At 75.1% G+C, this 16,354-nt stretch carries 15 protein-coding genes; 4 read left to right on the top strand and 11 right to left on the bottom strand.

Annotation, left to right across the window (positions count from 1 at the left end; all coding sequences use genetic code 11):
- Positions 1 to 103 precede the first annotated feature (103 nt).
- The 7 genes from AC6CH6_RS13845 to AC6CH6_RS13815 all read right to left on the bottom strand — a co-directional run bounded on the left by AC6CH6_RS13845 (position 104) and on the right by AC6CH6_RS13815 (position 7,907).
- Entirely contained in the window at positions 104 to 742 is a 639-nt protein-coding gene (locus AC6CH6_RS13845; RefSeq protein ID WP_498255563.1) for a sulfate/molybdate ABC transporter ATP-binding protein, read from the bottom strand.
- A gap of 29 nt (positions 743 to 771) precedes the next feature.
- On the bottom strand, positions 772 to 1,578 hold the full coding sequence (locus AC6CH6_RS13840) for an ABC transporter permease (protein ID WP_498255562.1): 807 nt from the start codon (positions 1,576 to 1,578) through the stop codon (positions 772 to 774).
- Positions 1,575 to 2,333, bottom strand: a complete 759-nt coding sequence (modA, locus tag AC6CH6_RS13835) for a molybdate ABC transporter substrate-binding protein (RefSeq protein WP_498255561.1) — start codon at positions 2,331 to 2,333, stop codon at positions 1,575 to 1,577. The genes AC6CH6_RS13840 and modA overlap by 4 nt, the downstream gene beginning before the upstream one ends.
- Positions 2,334 to 2,340: 7 nt before the next feature.
- On the bottom strand, positions 2,341 to 2,739 hold the full coding sequence (locus tag AC6CH6_RS13830) for a TOBE domain-containing protein (RefSeq protein ID WP_498255560.1): 399 nt from the start codon (positions 2,737 to 2,739) through the stop codon (positions 2,341 to 2,343).
- A 61-nt stretch (positions 2,740 to 2,800) separates the two neighbouring features.
- Complete coding sequence (gene recQ / locus AC6CH6_RS13825) at positions 2,801 to 4,606, bottom strand: DNA helicase RecQ (RefSeq protein WP_498255559.1); 1,806 nt, start codon at positions 4,604 to 4,606, stop codon at positions 2,801 to 2,803.
- Positions 4,603 to 6,957 carry a glycoside hydrolase family 65 protein gene (locus tag AC6CH6_RS13820; protein ID WP_498255558.1) on the bottom strand — a complete coding sequence of 785 codons (2,355 nt, stop codon included), beginning with the start codon at positions 6,955 to 6,957 and terminating at the stop codon, positions 4,603 to 4,605. The genes recQ and AC6CH6_RS13820 overlap by 4 nt, the downstream gene beginning before the upstream one ends.
- 50 nt (positions 6,958 to 7,007) lie before the next feature.
- A complete protein-coding gene (locus AC6CH6_RS13815; protein WP_498255557.1) occupies positions 7,008 to 7,907 on the bottom strand; it encodes an enoyl-CoA hydratase in 900 nt (299 codons plus the stop codon).
- Between the two features lie 172 nt (positions 7,908 to 8,079).
- Between AC6CH6_RS13815 and nadE the strand changes: the two genes are divergently transcribed.
- Entirely contained in the window at positions 8,080 to 8,904 is an 825-nt protein-coding gene (gene nadE, locus AC6CH6_RS13810) for an NAD(+) synthase (RefSeq protein WP_498255556.1), read from the top strand.
- 108 nt (positions 8,905 to 9,012) lie between these two features.
- The gene (locus AC6CH6_RS13805) at positions 9,013 to 10,791 is read left to right on the top strand and encodes an HNH endonuclease signature motif containing protein (RefSeq protein ID WP_498255555.1); all 1,779 of its coding nucleotides are present in this window, start codon (positions 9,013 to 9,015) and stop codon (positions 10,789 to 10,791) included.
- Between the two features lie 266 nt (positions 10,792 to 11,057).
- Here AC6CH6_RS13805 and AC6CH6_RS13800 read toward each other — a convergent pair whose 3' ends face one another.
- The 4 genes from AC6CH6_RS13800 to AC6CH6_RS13785 form a co-directional block, all read right to left on the bottom strand.
- Positions 11,058 to 12,350, bottom strand: coding sequence for a CAP domain-containing protein (locus AC6CH6_RS13800; RefSeq protein WP_498255554.1), 1,293 nt, complete (start codon positions 12,348 to 12,350; stop codon positions 11,058 to 11,060).
- Between the two features lie 138 nt (positions 12,351 to 12,488).
- Positions 12,489 to 13,217: a hypothetical protein gene (locus tag AC6CH6_RS13795; RefSeq protein WP_498255553.1), complete on the bottom strand. Its 729-nt coding sequence runs from the start codon at positions 13,215 to 13,217 to the stop codon at positions 12,489 to 12,491.
- A 13-nt stretch (positions 13,218 to 13,230) separates the two neighbouring features.
- Positions 13,231 to 14,154, bottom strand: coding sequence for an ATP-binding cassette domain-containing protein (locus AC6CH6_RS13790; protein ID WP_419966559.1), 924 nt, complete (start codon positions 14,152 to 14,154; stop codon positions 13,231 to 13,233).
- Positions 14,151 to 14,549 carry a GntR family transcriptional regulator gene (locus tag AC6CH6_RS13785; protein ID WP_017833036.1) on the bottom strand — a complete coding sequence of 133 codons (399 nt, stop codon included), beginning with the start codon at positions 14,547 to 14,549 and terminating at the stop codon, positions 14,151 to 14,153. The genes AC6CH6_RS13790 and AC6CH6_RS13785 overlap by 4 nt, the downstream gene beginning before the upstream one ends.
- 112 nt (positions 14,550 to 14,661) lie before the next feature.
- Here AC6CH6_RS13785 and AC6CH6_RS13780 point away from each other — a divergent pair, with 112 nt between their 5' ends.
- Together AC6CH6_RS13780 and AC6CH6_RS13775 are read left to right on the top strand one after the other, a co-directional pair.
- Positions 14,662 to 15,468, top strand: coding sequence for an exodeoxyribonuclease III (locus tag AC6CH6_RS13780; RefSeq protein WP_133408941.1), 807 nt, complete (start codon positions 14,662 to 14,664; stop codon positions 15,466 to 15,468).
- A 6-nt stretch (positions 15,469 to 15,474) separates the two neighbouring features.
- Positions 15,475 to 16,347: a DUF8083 family protein gene (locus tag AC6CH6_RS13775; protein ID WP_240722291.1), complete on the top strand. Its 873-nt coding sequence runs from the start codon at positions 15,475 to 15,477 to the stop codon at positions 16,345 to 16,347.
- Positions 16,348 to 16,354: the final 7 nt, after the last annotated feature.

Genomic DNA, 16,354 nt, shown 5'->3' with positions numbered 1-16,354 from the left:
GTCACGACGGGGTGGGTCGTGTGAGCCGGGTCATACGAAAACGGTGGTGGTCCCGATCGTACTGCGCGGACCGGGGAGGCGCCGGAGCGCTCCGGCGCGGTGCTCAGCCCGCCGCGACCCGGCCGTGCTCGAGCACCACGACGTGCTCGGCGAGGGCGGCGGCGTCCCCGGGGTCGTGGCTGATGACCAGGGCCGTGCGCTCCGCCAGCACCCGGACGAGCAGCTCGCGGACGAGGGGCCGGGCGGCCGCGTCCAGGGCGGAGAACGGCTCGTCCAGCAGCAGCAGCCGCGGCTCGGCCGCCAGGGCCCGGGCGATCGCCACGCGCTGCGCCTGGCCGCCGGAGAGCTGGGCCGGGCGGCGGTCGGCGAACTGCTCGGCGCCTACCTCGGCGAGCCAGTGCCGGGCGGCGGTCCGCGACCGGGCGCGGCCCGCCCCGCGGCTGCGCGGGCCGAACGCCACGTTCTCGAGCACGCTCAGGTGCGGGAACAGCAGCGGCTCCTGCGCCATGAGCGCGATGCCGCGCTCGTGCGGGGGCACCCAGCGCCCGCGCCCCGTGGCGTCGAGGTCGAAGAGCACGGTCCCGCCGAGGGTGCACCGGCCGGTGTCCGGCACGAGCAGCCCGGCGAGGACGGCGAAGAGGGTGGACTTCCCCGCGCCGTTGTGACCGGTCACCGCCACGGTGGCCCCCGGCGGGACGCTCAGCGAGAGGTCCACGTCCCGGGCGGCCAGCCGGGCGGTCACGGACAGCCCCTCCGTCGTCGCCGGCCCGGTCACCGCCGGCCCGCCGTCCGGCGCACGGGGGCGGAGAGCCCCACGACCAGGACCGCCACGACCACGAGCACGAGCGAGAGGGCGACGGCGGCGTCCGGGTCCGTCTCCCGCAGCAGGTAGATCTCCAGGGGCAGGGTCCGGGTGGTCCCCTGCAGGCTGCCGGCGAAGGTCAGGGTGGCCCCGAACTCGCCCAGGCAGCGGGCGAAGGAGAGCACCGCGCCCGAGGCCAGCCCCGGCAGCACCAGCGGGAGGGTGACCCGGCGCAGCACGGTGGTGGGCCGGGCGCCGAGCGTGGCCGCGACCTCCTCGTAGCCCGCCGCCGCGCTGCGCAGCGCCCCCTCGAGGCTGACCACGAGGAACGGCAGCGCCACGAACGTCTGGGCGAGCACCACGGCCACGGTGGTGAAAGCGATGCTGATCCCGGCCAGCTCGAGGTGGCGCCCCACGAGCCCGTGGCGCCCGAAGGTGTGGAGCAGGGCGATCCCGCCGACCACGGGCGGCAGCACGAGCGGCAGCAGCACCAGCGCCCGCAGCAGCCGCGCCCCGGGCAGCCGGGCGCGGGCCAGCACCAGGGCCAGCGGGGCGCCCAGGAGCACGCACAGCGCGGTGGAGACGGTCGCGGTGCGCAGGCTCAGCCACAGCGCGGCGCGGGAGGACTCGGAGGTGATCAGCCCGAGGAAGCCGCCCCCGTCCACCCGGGCGAGCATCCCGAGGACCGGCAGGACCACCACCAGGGCGCCCAGGGCCGCCGGGATCCACACCCAGCCGGGGACGGTGCTGAACCCGCGGGGACGACGCCGGGTCACGGCGCCCCGAACCCCGCCCCGGCCAGGACCTCCCGGCCGCGGTCGCCGGCGACGAGCTCGGTGAACTGCCGGGCGAGCTCCGGCTCGTCCGAGTCCGTGAGCGCGGCGACGGGGGAACGGGTGACGGCCTGCGCCGCCTGCGGGACCTCGACGACCTCGACCGCGTCCCCGGCCGAGCGTGCGTCCGTGGCGTAGACCAGGCCGGCGTCCGCCTGGCCCGAGACGACCTTGCCGAGCACGTCCGTCACGGAGCCCTCCTCGCTCACCGGGCTCAGCCGCACGCCCGAGGACTCCTGGGCCCGCTCGCCGGCGGCGCCGCACGGCACCTGCGGCGCGCACACCACGACCTGCACGCCCGGCTCCGCCAGGTCCCGGAAGGACGCGACGCCGGCGGGGTTGCCGGCGGGCACGACCACGGTCAGGACGTTGGTCGCGAAGACCTCGGGCTCGCCGTCGACCAAGCCGGCCGCCACGGCCCCGGCCATGCTGCGCTCGTCCGCGGTGGCGAGGACGTCGGCGGGCGCTCCCTCCGTGAGCTGCTGGACCAGGGTGGAGGACCCGGCGAAGCTCAGCGACACCTCGACCCCCGGGTGCTGCGCCTCGAACTGCTCGGCGAGCTCGGTGAAGGTGCCGGTGAGGGAGGCGGCGGCGTGGACGTCGAGAACGGTCGCGGGGTCCCCGCCGGCCCCGCACCCGGTGGCGCCGAGGCCGAGGGCGGCGAGGAGGACGGCCGCGGCGGGGGCCGTGGTGCGCACCGCCGCCTCACGTCCCGGGGGTCTCGACGACGACACTGGTCGACTTGACGACGGCCGTGGCCACGCGGCCCGGCTCCAGGCCCAGGTCCCGGACGGCCTCGGTGCTCATGAGCGAGACCACCCGGTGCGGGCCGCACTGCAGCTCCACCTGGGACATCACGGTGTCCGAGACGACCTCGGTGACCAGTCCCACGAACCGGTTGCGCGCCGAGCTGGCGACGTGCGCGGGGTCCTCGGGCCGGACGGCGCGCTCCTTGAGCAGGCGGGCCAGCTCCAGCCCGTCCACCACGGTCTGGCCGGTCGCGCTCCGGGTGCTGTGCAGCGCGCCCTGGTCGATCCAGCGCCGGACGGTGTCGTCGCTGACGCCGAGGAAGCGGGCGGCCTCGGCGATCCTGAGCTCGGTCATGGCGCCATGCTATCCGCACCTGCGGTCATTCGCCCGGCACGGCACCCGCAGGTGCGGATCCTCAGGCGTCGGCGACGACCTGGCGGACGGCCTCGCCGTAGCGCTCGAGCTTGGCGTCGCCGACGCCGGAGATGCCGCGCAGCTCCCCCAGCGAGCTCGGCCGGGCCTGGGCGATCGCGGCGAGGGTCGCGTCGTTGAAGACGACGTACGCCGGCACGCCCTGCTCCTTCGCCACGGCCGAGCGCCAGGCCCGCAGCTGCTGGAAGAGCTCCTGCTGGGGCTGGTCGAGGACCGGCGGCGCGGCGCCGGTCCTCGGCGTGCGGACGGTCCTGGCCCGCTCCGGCTCGCGCCGCAGGCGCACCTCCCGCTGCCCGCGCAACACCTCCCCTGCGGCCTCGGTGAGCGCCAGGACGCCGTACTCGCCCTGCACCTGGAGCAGGCCCTGGGCGAGCAGCTGGCGCACCACCCCGCGCCACTCCTGGTCGCTCAGCTCGGTGCCGATGCCGAACGTGGTGAGCTCGGTGTGGCGCATCCGCACCACCCGCTCGGTCTCCCGGCCGAGCAGGATGTCCACCAGGTGCCCGGCGCCGAACTGCTGGCCCCGCTCCCGCTGCAGCCGCACGATCGTGGACATGAGCTTCTGCGCCGGGACCGTGCCGTCGAAGGCCTCGGGCGGGTCCAGGCACGTGTCGCAGTTGCCGCACGGCTCGCTCGCCTCGCCGAAGTAGCGCAGCAGCTGCCGGCGGCGGCACTGCACCGTCTCGCACAGCGCGAGCATCGCGTCCAGGTGCAGCGTCTGGGCGCGCTTGCGCTGCCGGTCCCCCTCGCCGTCCTCGATCATCCGGCGCTGCTGGACGACGTCCTGCAGCCCGTAGGCCAGCCACGCCGTCGACGGCAGCCCGTCGCGCCCGGCGCGCCCGGTCTCCTGGTAGTACCCCTCGACGCTCTTGGGCAGGTCGAGGTGGGCGACGAAGCGCACGTCGGGCTTGTCGATCCCCATGCCGAAGGCGATGGTCGCGACCATGACGACGCCGTCCTCGCGCAGGAAGCGGGTCTGGTGCTGCGAGCGCACATCGGCGGGCAGGCCGGCGTGGTACGGCAGCGCGGTGACGCCCTGGCCGGCCAGCCACTCCGCGGTGCGCTCGACCGAGGCGCGGCTGAGGCAGTAGACGATGCCGGCCTCGCCGTCGTGCTCGGTCCGGATGAGCTGGAGCAGCTGCCGGCGGGCGTCCTTCTTGGGCCCGACCCGGTACTGGATGTTGGGCCGGTCGAAGCTGGAGACGAAGACCCGGGCGTCGTCCAGGCGGAGGTTGCGGACGATCTCCTCGCGCGTCTCCGCGGTCGCGGTGGCGGTGAGGGCGATGCGCGGGACCCCGGGCCAGCGGTCGTGGAGGATCGTCAGCCCGAGGTAGTCGGGGCGGAAGTCGTGGCCCCACTGGGCCACGCAGTGCGCCTCGTCGACGGCGAAGAGCGCGATGCGGGCGCGGTCGAGCAGATCGGCCGCGACCGGGAGGCGCTCGGGGGCGAGGTAGAGCAGGTCGAGCTCGCCGGTCAGGAGTCGGCGCTCCACGGCGCGGCGCTCCTCGACGGTCTGGGTGGAGTTGAGGTACGCGGCGCGCACGCCGACCTGCTCGAGGGCGTCGACCTGGTCGTGCATGAGTGCGATGAGCGGGCTGATGACCACCCCGGTGCCCTCCCGGACGAGCGCCGGGATCTGGTAGCACAGGCTCTTGCCGCCGCCGGTGGGCATGAGCACGAGGGCGTCCTCGCCGCCGGTGACCGCGTCGATGATCTCGGCCTGCTGCCCGCGGAAGGCGTCGTAGCCCCAGACGCGGGTGAGCACCTCGAGGGGCGCGGGGCGCGTCACGGCGTGCGGGGGGCGCGCGGGGCGCGTCCCGGGGGCTGGCGCGGGGCGGGGGTGGGCGGGTGCGGCGTGTGCAGCGGCGCCGTCGCGGGGCGGTCGGCCGTGACGGTCAGGGCCTGGCCGTCGATCCGCAGCACCACCTCGCCGGCGTCCCCGTCCAGGACCCGCACGGTCGTGCCCGAGCGGGTGATCTCCACGCCGAGCCGGCGGCCGTGCCACCGGAGGCGGAAGGCGATCCGGTGCAGGCGCTCCGGGAGCCGGGGGGCCAGGCGCAGCTCGCCCCCGTCCGTGTCCAGTCCTCCGAACCCGCAGACCACGGCCAGCCAGGACCCGGCGGCGGAGGCAAGGTGCAGCCCCTGCTCGGCGTCCTGCTGGATGTCCCGCAGGTCCACGAGGGCGGACTCGCGCAGGTGCTCGAGGGCGAGGTCCAGGTGGCCCACGCGGGCGCAGACCACGGCCTGGACGCAGGCCGAGAGGGACGAGTCGCGGACGGTGCGCTGCTCGTAGTAGTCCAGGTCCCGGGCGGTCTGCTCCGGGGTGAACGCCTCGGCGCACCACCACAGGGCGAGGACCAGGTCCGCCTGCTTGACGATCTGGCGGCGGTAGATCTTGGCGTAGTGGAAGTGCTCCTCCACGGGGTAGCCGTCCCGCTTGGCCTCGAAGTCCCACTCGCGGTAGGTCGTGAACCCCTCGTTGGCGGGGTGCACGCCGCGCACGGCGTCGTAGGGGACGTGGAGCGCGTCCGCCAGGGCCCGCCACCGCTGGAGCTCGTCCGCCGTCACGGAGAGCCGCCCCACGTGCTCGGGGTGCTCCTCGCACGCGTCGACGGCCGCCCGGAGGTTGCGCCGGGCCATGAGGTTGGTGAAGACGTTGTCGTCCACCACGCCGGTGTACTCGTCCGGCCCGGTCATGCCGAGGAGGTGGATGCCGCCCTCGTGGTCCTCGTGCACCATGGCCGCCCACACGCGCGCCGTCTCCACCAGGACGTCGACCCCGCCGACCTCGGTGAGGTCCTCGCCGGTGGCGTCGGCCCACCAGCGGAAGGCCCGCGCGATGTCGGCGTTGACGTGCATGGCCGCGGTGCTGGCCGGCCAGTACGCCGACGTCTCGTGCCCGTCGATGGTGCGCCACGGGAAGGAGGCGCCGCCCAGGTCCAGGACCTGCGCCCGCTCCCGGGCCCGGTCCAGGGTCGAGGAGCGCCACTGCAGGAGCCGGGCGGCGTCCCGGGGGCGCAGCAGCGCCAGGGCCGGCAGCACGAAGCCCTCGATGTCCCAGAAGGTGTGCCCGCTGTACCCGCCCCCCGTCAGCCCCTTCGCCCCGACCGGGGCGCGGCTGACGCAGGCCGCCGCCTGCAGGAGCTGGAACAGGTCGAAGCGGATCGCCAGCTGCAGCTCGGGGTCGCTGTCGATCTCCACCTCGGCGCCGTCCCAGTACTCGTCCAGCTCCGCCCGCTGGTCGGCGAGCAGCCCGTCCCAGCCGCGCCGCCGCGCCCCGGTCATCGCGGCGAGCACCCGCTCCCGCAGGTCGGCCGAGGGGTCCGCGTCCGAGGACGCGTGGCAGAGGTACTTGACGAAGCCCACCCGCTGGCCGGGCCGGAGGTCGGTCACGAGGGTGGTGACCACCTGGTCGTCGTCGCACTGCGTGCTCACGGCGCCGCCGGCCGGCAGGTCGACCTCGTGCTCGACCGCCGCGGCCACCCCGATCCCGCTCCCGTGGGTGCGGTGGACCAGGACGCCGCCGGTCTCGTGGCAGCGGCTGAGGCGGGCGCGGAACGGCTGCTCCAGGACCGCGGCCACGCGCGGGTCCTCGTTCTCCACCTTGGGCGGGGTGCCGTTGACGACCAGGTCGGAGCGCAGCACCGCCGGGACCGTGCGGTCCAGCGCCTCGACCTCGTAGCGGATCGCCGTGACGGAGCGCTGGGTCAGCGAGACCAGGCGGGTGGACGTCAGGCGCATCCGGGCGCCGCGCGGGGTGACCCACTCCGTCTCGCGGCGCAGCGTGCCCGCGCGCAGGTCGAGCACGCGGTCGTGCTGCTCCGGCGGGGACTCCCGGACGTCCAGCGGCACCCCGTCCACCTGCAGGCGCACGGTGCTCCCGTCGGCCACGCCGATGATGGCCTGCCCGTGCTCCGGGTGCCCGTAGCCGCCCTCGGGGTAGGACAGCGGGTGGTACTCGTAGACCCCGGCCAGGAAGGTCCCGCGGGAGGCGCTGGGCTGCGCCTCGTCCAGCGTGCCCCGGACGCCGACGTACCCGTTGGACAGGGCGAAGACGGACTCCAGGGCGCCGTGCGCGCCGGGGTCGAGAGCGGACTCGCGGACCTGCCAGGCGGAGGCATCGTTCGACGGTTGAGGCATGGCACCACGTTAGCCTCCGCGGCCGGGCGACACCCGGCCGCGGCGGGGGTTCAGCGGTGCGTGAACCGCGGCTCGCGCTTCTCCGCGAACGCGGCCATGCCCTCCTTCTGGTCCTCGGTGGCGAACAGCGCGTGGAAGAGCCGCCGCTCGAGGTGCACGCCCTGCGCGAGGGTGGTCTCGAACGCGGTGTCCACGGCCTCCTTGGCCGCGAGGACCGAGGGCAGGGACTTCGCCGCGATGGTCGCGGCGACGTCCAGGGCCTCCGCCAGCAGATCCGCGGCGGGCACCACGCGGGAGACGAGACCCGCCCGCTCCGCCTCCGCGGCGTCGAGGTGCCGGCCGGTGAGGACCATGTCCATGGCCTTGGCCTTGCCCACCGCACGGGCCAGGCGCTGGGAGCCGCCCATCCCGGGGATCACCCCGAGGTTGATCTCGGGCTGCCCGAAGCGGGCCGTGTCCGCGGCGATCAGCAGGTCGCACATCATCGCGAGCTCGCACCCCCCGCCCAGGGCGTAGCCCGAGACCGCGGCGACCACGGGGGTGCGCACCCGGGTGAAGGCGTCCCAGCCCGCGAACCAGTCCGCGAGGTACATCTCCGGGGCGCTGCGCCCCGCCATCTCCTTGATGTCGGCGCCGGCGGCGAAGGCCTTCTCCGAGCCGGTGAGGACGATCGCCCCGATCCCGGGGTCGGCGTCCAGGGCGGTGGACGCGGCGACGACCTCCTGCAGGGTCGCGGCGTCGAGGGCGTTGAGCGCCCGCGGCCGGTTCAGGGTGATGATCCCGACCCTCCCGCGGGTCTCGACCAGGATGTTCTCGTGCGTGCTCCCCGAGGCGTTCCGGGAGGTGTTCTCGGAGGTGTTCCCCGGGGTGTCCTCGGGGGTGTCCTCGGGGGTGTCCTCGGGGGTGTCCTCGGGGGTGTTCCGGCGGTCGGTCCCGTGCTGCTCGCTCATGCTGCGCTCCTGGTTCGCTCGGTCGGTCGGATCCCGGTGCTCCCGGTGCTCCCGGTGCTCCCGAGTGCGGCTCCGGTGCGGGGGCATGGCCCGCATCCTACGCAAGGGCCCCGCCGTTCCGGGACCGCGCTCCCCTTGCCCTCCCGGGCGCGGCCCGCACTAGCATGGGCCCATGCGGACACTGCAGGCAGCAATCATCGAAGAGATGGGCGTGAAGCCCGAGATCGACCCCGAGCAGGAGATCGAGGCGCGCGTCGGCTTCCTCTGCGACTACCTGCGGGCCAGCGGCACGAAGGGCTTCGTGCTCGGCATCAGCGGGGGCCTCGACTCCACGCTGGCCGGCCGGCTCGCCCAACTGGCGGTCGAGCGGGTGCGCGCCGAGGGCGGCGAGGCGGAGTTCGTGGGCGTGCGCCTGCCCCACCGGAAGCAGCACGACGAGGAGGACGCCCAGGCGGCCCTGCGCTTCGTCGCCGCCGACCGCACCATCACCTACGACATCGCCCCGGCGGTGGACGGCTTCGAGCACGGCTTCGAGGGCGCCACGGACCGGGAGATCTCCGACTTCAACAAGGGCAACATCAAGGCCCGGATGCGGATGATCGCGCAGTACGCGATCGCCGGGGAGCACAACTACCTGGTGATCGGCACCGACCACGGCGCCGAGTCCGTGACCGGGTTCTTCACCAAGTACGGCGACGGCGGGGCGGACGTGCTGCCGCTGTTCGGACTCGACAAGCGGCAGAACCGTCTCCTCGCGAGGACCCTCGGCGCCGAGGAGCGGCTGTGGGCGAAGGCCCCCACCGCCGACCTGCTCGACGACGCCCCGGGCCAGACCGACGAGGCGGAGCTCGGGCTGTCCTACGACGACATCGACGACTACCTCGAGGGCCGCGAGGTCGCCGACGCCGTGGCCGAGCAGATCGAGCACCGCTGGCGCATCACCCGGCACAAGCGCACGACCCCCGCCACGATCCTCGACGACTGGTGGCGCTCCTGACCCCCGGAGCACCCGCACCACCACGGAGCCGCGCACCCCGATCGGGGTGCGCGGCTCCGTCGGTGGATCACTACTTAGCGCGTCGGGGGTGCTGGGGAGAATGGTTCCATGACGGCGACGGCGCAGCGGCGGACCCGGACCCCGGTGGCCGGGGTGCAGTCTCCGGCGCGGCCGGTGCTCCCCCCGGTCGCCTGGCCCGGACCGCGGAGCGCCGAGGTGCACGACACCGCGGTGCAGGACGCCCCGAGGCGTGCCGCCGAGGTGCGGGCTGCCGCGGCAGGCCTGGTGGAGGCCGCGGCGGCGGAGGCTCGGGCCGTGGGCGCGCAAGTGCGCTGCATCCACCGGTTGTGGCTGGCCGGGCAGGCGGCGCGCACGGCGGCCCGGTTCCAGGCGATGGCGCAGGCCGAGGTCGAGATGTCCGTGCACGGGTTCCTCCGCCCGGACCCGCTGAGCCCGCTGGCCGAGGCGGAGCACCAGCTGCTCGTGGACGTCGCGGCCGAGGTCGGTCCGGCCCTGCGACTGCCGGCGGGCACGGCCCGGCGGCGGGTGGAGGACGCCGTGCTGCTGGCCGAGATGCTCCCGGAGGTCCTCACCGCCCTGGAGGAGGGCCGGATCGGCCGGCCCCAGGCCGCGGTGCTCCTCGAGCAGTGGCGCGAGCTGATCACCCAGGCCCCGACCTGGGCCCCCGGCCGGTGCGACCCGCCGCCGGTGGCGGCCGTCGGCCGGCTGATCGCCGAGCTGCTGGACCGGGCCCCGCACGCCACCGCCGCGCAGCTGCGCGCGACCGCCCGCACCCGGCGGGCCGTGCTCGTGGCCGGCGCCGAGGAACGCGCCCGCCGCGCCGCGCGCAGGACCCGGGCGGTGTGGGTGGAGCCGGCCGCCGACGGCACGGCCTGGCTGCACGCGCTGCTGGAGGCCCCGGTGGCCCTGGCCGTGCACGACCGGCTCGAGGACCTGGCCCGGCTGCTGGGCCAGGACGTCCCGGCCCCCGCGCACCCCGTACAGCCAGGGCGTCCCCGGCGGCCGGGACCGCAGGAGCGGGAGGAGGCCGTGCCGCGCTCGGTGTCGGAGCTGCGGGCCGACGTGCTGGCGGACCTGCTGCTGGACGGGGTCCTGCCGGAGGAGCCGGGCTTTCCGCGCGGGGTGCGGGCCCGGGTGAGCGTGCTGGTGCCGGTGTCGGTGCTGACGTGCGCCGGCACGGACGGCGGCGGGGCGGCCGGGGGCGGGGTCCCGGTGCTGTCGGGCTACGGGCCCATCAGCGCGGAGGTGGCCCGTCAGCTGGCCGCCGGGGCCGGGGCGTGGCACCGGGTGCTGACCCACCCCGTGACCGGCGTGGTCCTCGACCACGACCGGACCGTCTACGCCGTGCCCCGGGACCTGCGCCGGCTGGTCGAGCTGCGCGACGGGACCTGTCGCTTCCCCGGGTGCCGGCGCCGGTCCGAGACCTGCGATCTCGACCACACGGTGGCCTGGGCCCGGGGCGGGCCCACGGCCGAGCACAACCTGGCCGCCCTGTGCCGCCACCACCACCGGGTCAAGCACCGCCACGGCCACCTCGGAGCCTGGTCGGTGCGGCGGATCACCCCCGGCCCGCATGAAAGCACCGCCCCGGGCACGGACGGCAGCCCGCCCGGGGGCACGGCCGGGCACGCCGCGGTCCTGGAGTGGACCTCACCGGGCGGGCTCGTGCACCGCACCGCACCCGAGCACACCGCTGCCCGTCCCGCACCCGAGCACACCGTTGCCGGCACCGCACCCGACCGCCGGAGCGCCCCGGCCACCGGCCGGCCGCCCGGCAACCCTCCGCCCGTGGGTCCGGCCGCTGATCCTCCGCCCGACGGCCTCCGATCCGACGATCTCCCGCCCGACGATCCCCCGCCGTTCTGAGACCGGCGAGCCCGCGTCCTCCTGAGCCCGGCTCCCCGAGGCCGGTGTCGTGGTGAGGTGATCCGGACCGGCCGCGCGGGCGCGCCTGTTGCCCACGGCCGGGAACGACCCGCAGCCGTTTTCCCTGAGCATCCCCTCAGGTCACCGGGGCAGGAACCGCGGTGGAACCGCCGGACGAATCGGCGAACCGTGCTCGCACCACGTCGGAACACCCCCGGCTCGGCCGATCCCACCGCACGGAGAGACCGGCCTCGACGGCTTCGGGCTCAGCGGGTGACCCGGGTGCGTCCCGCGGTGTAGTGGACGGTGACGCCCTTCGAGAAGCGCTGGCGCACCTCGGCGCCGTAGCGGTACTCGTCGGTGACGGGGAAGCCCCAGCCGCGCTCGGAGCCGGCGGCCTTCCAGGCCCGCCCGATGGCCCCGTACTGCTTGACCGCGCGGGAGCCCGTGCCGGGACTCCACAGGAGCATGGTGGAGCGACCGTCGCGGCGGAAGACCTGGTACGCCCCACCGGTGGCCGGGCGCTCGTCCGTGACGGGCAGGCCGAAGTGGTGCTCCCGGCCGGCCGCGACCCACCGGCCGCCGATGGATCCGTAGTTCTTCACGGCCATCGCGCCGTAGCCGGGGGCCCAGTAGACGGTGGTGGTGCGGGTGCCCTTCCGGAACTGCTGGTAGACGCCGCCCTCGATCAGGCCGCCGCGCTCGTTCATGGTGGGCTCCCCGAGCACGGTCGCCCCGCCCAGACGGTGGTACTTGGTGCCGATCGCCCCCCGGACGGCGTAGGACGGCGCCGTCACCGGCGGTGCGGTCACCGGCGGCACGAACCCCTGCGCCGGGCTCGCGACCGTCCCGGGCACGACCTGCCCGGCCGGATAGGCGTAGTAGTAGATCGTCAGGTAGGTCTCCCACCCGGGGCCGCCCGAGCCCGACGTGGCGACGTGACTCACCCCGATTCCGAGGTGGGTCAGGTCCCGGGCGAACTGGTCGGTCCCGTTGCGGGGGAAGAAGTCCAGCAGGTAGTGCGCGAGCGCCTCGACCGCCTCGACGCCCTCGAAGGGGCCGGTGAAGACGCCCTTCCCGTAGTACTGGTCCATCCGGATCCCGCCGGCGGGGGCGCCCGCCCAGGGGTCCGGGTTGCGCGACTCCTTGCGGGCCCCGGCCATGGTCTCCGCCCACTGCTGGGCGTTGCGGGACAGCGCGGTGTTGTAGACCAGCGGGGCGCGCCTCGCCTGGCCGCGGTGGTCGTTGACGATCTTGAAGGCCTCGGTGATGTCCTCGACCGTGGTCGGGTGGGCACCGGCCGACGCCGCCCCGGCCAGGCCGCCGGCGGCCGGGTCCTCCGCGGCCGCCGGCGCCGGCGCCCCGGCCGGGGCGGCGTCGGTGCCCGAGCCCCCGTGCAGGCTCAGGGCGGGCGCGCCCACGGTGCCGGCCGGCTCGGCCGGACCGGACAGCTCGGGCAGATCGGCCGGAGGAGTCGGGGCTGCGAGCGCCGCCGGGACTCCGCCGAGGAGGAGGGCGAAGGTGGTGGACACGACGAGCGCGGTCCGTGCGAGGTTCATGGGGGTCTCTCCCTGCTGGGGGCGGCGCCGCCGGGGGCACGGGCCAGCAGGAAATTAGCATGTGCAACCACTGGGGGGAAGGGTGCGCGGGGAAACCCCTGGTCCCCCGGCGCGGCGGCGCTCGCCGCGCCGGGGTGCTCAGCGGACGGAGACCCGGCGGTACAGGCCCCAGCCCAGCAGCGCGAGCAGCACGGGCGCCGCCGCGGCCAGGAGCACGAGTCCCGCCGGGACTCCTGCGACCCCCGCGCCGACGGCTGCGGCGGAGCCCCCCGCTCCGGTCGCGGCGGCCCACACCAGCACGGCCAGGGTCGTCACGACGGTCCCGATGATGGACAGCGTCAGCGCCACGGGGCCGCCCCGGACGTACACCGTGGCGAAGACCGCCCCGACCAGCTGCGCCCCGAGGTAGACCAGGAAGGCCACGAGGAGGGCCCACGCCGGGGAGCCTCCGGCGAAGAGGTGGACGTCGAAGGCGGGCAGGCCCAGGAACCAGCCGCCGGTGGCGCGCTCCAGGAGCAGGAACACGGTGAGGACGGCCGCGGCCAGCAGGGCGTGGAGCACGAATGTCAGCACCGAGCCCCACCACATCGACCGGCGGGTGGCCCCCAGCGCCAGGGCGAGGGGCGTGCTCGTGCCGATCACCTGGGCGGCGTGGACGAGCAGGGCGATCCCGGGCCACCAGAGCAGGACCTGGTTGTAGCGCAGGCCCTCGGCCACAGCGCCCACCGGGGCGCCCAGGACCACGTGCAGCACGACCCCGGCGAGCAGGCTGAGCAGCCCGGACACCGTGATCACGCCCACGACCATCCAGACCCCGGCGGACCGGTTGACGGTGTTGAGCTTGAGGACAGGGGTGAGTCGTGACATGGCGGAGGTCCTCTCAGGCGTTCTGGAGCTGGTCGGCGGGCACCGGGACGAGCCCGTGGGCGGCCACGGCCGACTGCAGGGAGACGGCGTCGATCTCGATCCCGTGGCGCGCGGCGGCCGCCCGGGCGTCGTCGTCGTGGGGCGCCGCCACGGTCACGGTGCGCAGCGCCCCGATCCGCTGCTCGCGGGAGACCTGCTGCTCGAGGCGCCGCTCGGCCAGGTAGCCGGCGACGTCGGCGGCGGGCCCCGCGACCGTGTGGGCGCTGGCGCGGGCGGCCTCGAGACCGGCGTCCAGGACGAGCCGCCCGCGGTCGAGGAGCAGGACGTGGTCGAGGAGGTTGGCGACCTCGTCGACCAGGTGCGTGGAGATCACCACGGTGCGCGGGTGCCGCGCGAAGTCCTCGAGGAGCCGGTCGTAGAACAGCTCCCGGGCCACCGGGTCCAGCCCGCCGTAGGGCTCGTCCAGCATCGTGAGCTCCGCGCGGGACGCGAGGCCCAGGACGATGCCGAGGGCCGTGTGCTGACCCGTGGAGAGCTTCTTGATCCTGGTCCGCGACGGGAGCCGGAGGTCCTCGGCGAGACCGCGGGCGAGCTCCTCGTCCCAGCCGGGGTAGAACGCCGGCGCGGCGTCGAGGACGTGGCGGACCCGGAACTCCTCGGGGTAGCGCTGCCGGTCCCGCAGCAGCACCGTGCGGGAGAGGGCCTCGGGGTTCTCCCACCCGGGGCGGCCGAACAGCTCGACCCGCCCGCCCCGGTCCGGGCGGACCTGCTGGCCGATCACGGACAGCAGGGTGGTCTTGCCGGAGCCGTTGCGCCCCACGAGTCCGTAGATCCGGTCCGGGGCGAGGTCGAGGTCGACGCCGTCGAGGGCCCGGGTCTCCCGGTAGGTGCGGGAGACGCCGCGCAGGGCGACGACGGGGGCTGGCGTGCCGTTCATGGGGTGGACTCCTGACGGGTCGGTGCGGCGGCCTCGGACCGGCCGAGGGCGGAGCGGACGAGGTCGAGGACGTCCCCCGGCGGCAGCCGGAGGGAGTGCGCCTCGGTGACGAGCGGTGCCACGTAGCGGTCGGCGAACTCCTGCCGCCGCTGCTCGAGGAGCCGTTCCCGGGCGCCGGCGGCGACGAACATGCCGATGCCGCGGCGCTTGTAGAGGATCCCCCGGTCCACGAGCCGGTTGACGCCCTTGCCGGCGGTGGCCGGGTTGATCCGGTAGAAGGCGGCGAACTCGTTGGTGGACGGGACCTGGGTCTCCTCCGGATAGGCGCCCGCGAGGATGTCGGCGCAGATCCGTTCGGCGATCTGCTGGAAGATCGGGCGGTCGTCGGCGATCACGGCCATCCCCCTCACTGGTTCATTAGTTATGTAACTAACCATGGCACCTGGACCGGTGCTGCGCAAGGGGTGCTGCGAATTCCCGTCCGGGGCAGCCGGTAACGTGGGGCCCATGAGGATCGCCACCTGGAACGTGAACTCCGTCCGCGCCCGCGCCGACCGCGTGGAGGCGTGGCTGCAGCGCTCGGACGTGGACGTCCTGGCCATGCAGGAGACCAAGGCGAAGGACGACAACTTCCCCTGGGAGCTCTTCGAGTACATGGGCTACGACGTCGCCCACTTCGGCCTCAGCCAGTGGAACGGCGTGGCGATCGCCTCCCGGGTGGGCCTCGAGGACGTCGAGCGCACCTTCCCGGACCAGCCCGCCTTCGGCAAGCCCGGTGAGGAGCCCGTGCAGGAGGCCCGGGCGATCGGCGCCACGTGCGCCGGCGTGCGCGTCTGGTCCCTCTACGTCCCCAACGGCCGCGGCCTGGAGGACCCGCACATGCCCTACAAGCTGGAGTGGCTGCGCGTGCTCAAGGACCACGCCAAGCAGTGGGTCGACGAGGACCCGCAGGCACAGGTCGCCCTGGTGGGCGACTGGAACGTGGCCCCGCAGGACGAGGACGTGTGGGACATGCAGTTCTTCCTCGACAACGGCCTGACCCACGTCAGCGCGCCCGAGCGCGCCGCCTTCCGCGCCTTCCTCGAGGAGGCCGGCTACCAGGACGTGGTCCGCCCCCGGCACCCCGGCCCGGGCGTCTACACGTACTGGGACTACAAGGGCCTGCGCTTCCCGAAGAAGGAGGGCATGCGCATCGACTTCCAGCTCTACTCCCCCGCCCTGGCCGGCCGCGTCACCGACGCGTCGATCGACCGCGAGGAGCGCAAGGGCAAGGGCGCCTCGGACCACGCCCCCGTCGTCGTCGAGATCGCCTGAGCCGCCGTGGCCCAGCTGCTGCAGGTCGGCCGGACGTTCCGCTCGGCCACCGGGATCCCCCACCAGTTCGCCCTGCGGGTGTACGTGCCCGCCGAGGAGCTCGACGCCGTGTACGCCCCGCTGGTGCCCCGGGCGCTGTCCCCCGAGGAGGCCGGGGTCAACGAGCTGACCGAGCAGCTCGCCCGCCTGGCTGAGCCGGGCCAGGAGCCCCTGCCCCCGGCCGTGGAGCCGCTGTGGACCCTGCCGTTCTCCGCGGCGCCCCGGGGCCGGGACATGCTCGCGGCCGGGGTCGGGGACTTCCCCGTCTACCACCCCCCGCAGCGGCTGCGGCGCTCGCTGCGGCTCGTGGCGCTCGCCGAGGAGGAGGGCGGCCAGCCCCTGCCCAACCTGCTCATCCCCGAGGACGCCGTCCGGGCCGCGGGCGATCGCGTGAGCCGGGAGCACTTCGTGCCCGTCCACGCGCGCCAGTCGGCGTTCACCGTCCCCATGGCGTGGTTCTCCCTCTTCACCGCCCAGGACCACACCGAGAGCTTCCACCACGGCAACCGCGTGCACCGGTGCGCGGTGCCGGTGGACCTCGCGACCCGTCGCGTGGTGCGCGCCGCACAGGTGGTGGAGGACGCGGGCGGCGAGGACCTCGAGGACCTCGCCGAGGACCTCACGCACCTGGGGCGGTGGCTCGGGGCGTTCTCCGCCAATTCCCTCGTGGTCCTGCACTACGGTTCGCTCGCGGACCCGTTCCAGCCGGACGAGAGCCCGCAGGACTTCTCGGACGCCGTCGAGCTGCTGGCCGCGCGGGACACCCACGGTGCCGCCGTGGCGTTCCGCCGGCTCATGCACCGCTGGCTGCGCCTCGCGCACCTGGAGAGCGCCAGCTGACACCGGA

The organism is Kocuria sp. GQ42 (genome assembly GCF_059758435.1).
Note: the sequence above shows the minus strand (reverse complement) of the source record. Positions and strands in the feature narration are given on the sequence as shown.

What these genes read in the sequence shown, in the direction of transcription:
- AC6CH6_RS13830 (WP_498255560.1), bottom strand. Translation starts at nt 2,739, where the DNA reads ATGACCGAGCTCAGGATCGCCGAGGCCGCCCGCTTCCTCGGCGTCAGC.
- AC6CH6_RS13820 (WP_498255558.1), bottom strand. Translation starts at nt 6,957, where the DNA reads ATGCCTCAACCGTCGAACGATGCCTCCGCCTGGCAGGTCCGCGAGTCC.
- AC6CH6_RS13815 (WP_498255557.1), bottom strand. Translation starts at nt 7,907, where the DNA reads ATGAGCGAGCAGCACGGGACCGACCGCCGGAACACCCCCGAGGACACC.
- nadE (WP_498255556.1), top strand. Translation starts at nt 8,080, where the DNA reads ATGCGGACACTGCAGGCAGCAATCATCGAAGAGATGGGCGTGAAGCCC.
- AC6CH6_RS13805 (WP_498255555.1), top strand. Translation starts at nt 9,013, where the DNA reads ATGACGGCGACGGCGCAGCGGCGGACCCGGACCCCGGTGGCCGGGGTG.
- AC6CH6_RS13800 (WP_498255554.1), bottom strand. Translation starts at nt 12,350, where the DNA reads ATGAACCTCGCACGGACCGCGCTCGTCGTGTCCACCACCTTCGCCCTC.
- AC6CH6_RS13795 (WP_498255553.1), bottom strand. Translation starts at nt 13,217, where the DNA reads ATGTCACGACTCACCCCTGTCCTCAAGCTCAACACCGTCAACCGGTCC.
- AC6CH6_RS13790 (WP_419966559.1), bottom strand. Translation starts at nt 14,154, where the DNA reads ATGAACGGCACGCCAGCCCCCGTCGTCGCCCTGCGCGGCGTCTCCCGC.
- AC6CH6_RS13780 (WP_133408941.1), top strand. Translation starts at nt 14,662, where the DNA reads ATGAGGATCGCCACCTGGAACGTGAACTCCGTCCGCGCCCGCGCCGAC.